Annotated in this window: 1 pseudogene; it reads left to right on the top strand. The window is 74.2% G+C overall.

Annotation, left to right across the window (positions count from 1 at the left end):
- Positions 1 to 225, top strand: a pseudogene (locus ACEWB7_RS18020) (IclR family transcriptional regulator); the annotation flags it as partial.
- Positions 226 to 426 lie beyond the last annotated feature (201 nt).

The following is a 426-nucleotide window of genomic DNA, read 5'->3' as shown; positions in this document are numbered from 1 at the left end:
GTACAGCAGTACCGCGAGCTGGGCGTGTGCTGTTCCTTCGGCGACTGGCAGCCCGATGTCAACGCGGTGGCGGTCGCCTTCCAGGCAGGCCGGGGCGGTCGCCTGATGGCGATCAACTGCGGCGGCCCCGCCTTCCTGCTCGGCAGGGATTTCCTGCTGGAGGAGGTGCGGCCGCGCCTGATCGCGCTTGGCGCGCGGCTGGAACGAGGCGCTCGCGGTGAGTGAGCCGCGGCGCCTTGTATCCTTGCCGCCGGGGCTACCGCCCCACCCCCCGTGGGGGTTGCGGCCCGGCTTCGGCCGGCCGGGCGCCGGGCATTGTATTTTTGCCCCCGGGGCTAGCGCCCCACCCCCCGTGGGGCTTGCGGCCCGGCTTCGGGCGGCCGGGCGCCGGGCCTTGTATCATTGCCCCCGGGGCTAGCGCCCCAC

It is taken from the genome of Acinetobacter sp. NIOH-H-8, from assembly GCF_046635365.1.
Taxonomy (GTDB): domain Bacteria; phylum Pseudomonadota; class Gammaproteobacteria; order Pseudomonadales; family Moraxellaceae; genus Acinetobacter.
Note: the sequence above shows the minus strand (reverse complement) of the source record. Positions and strands in the feature narration are given on the sequence as shown.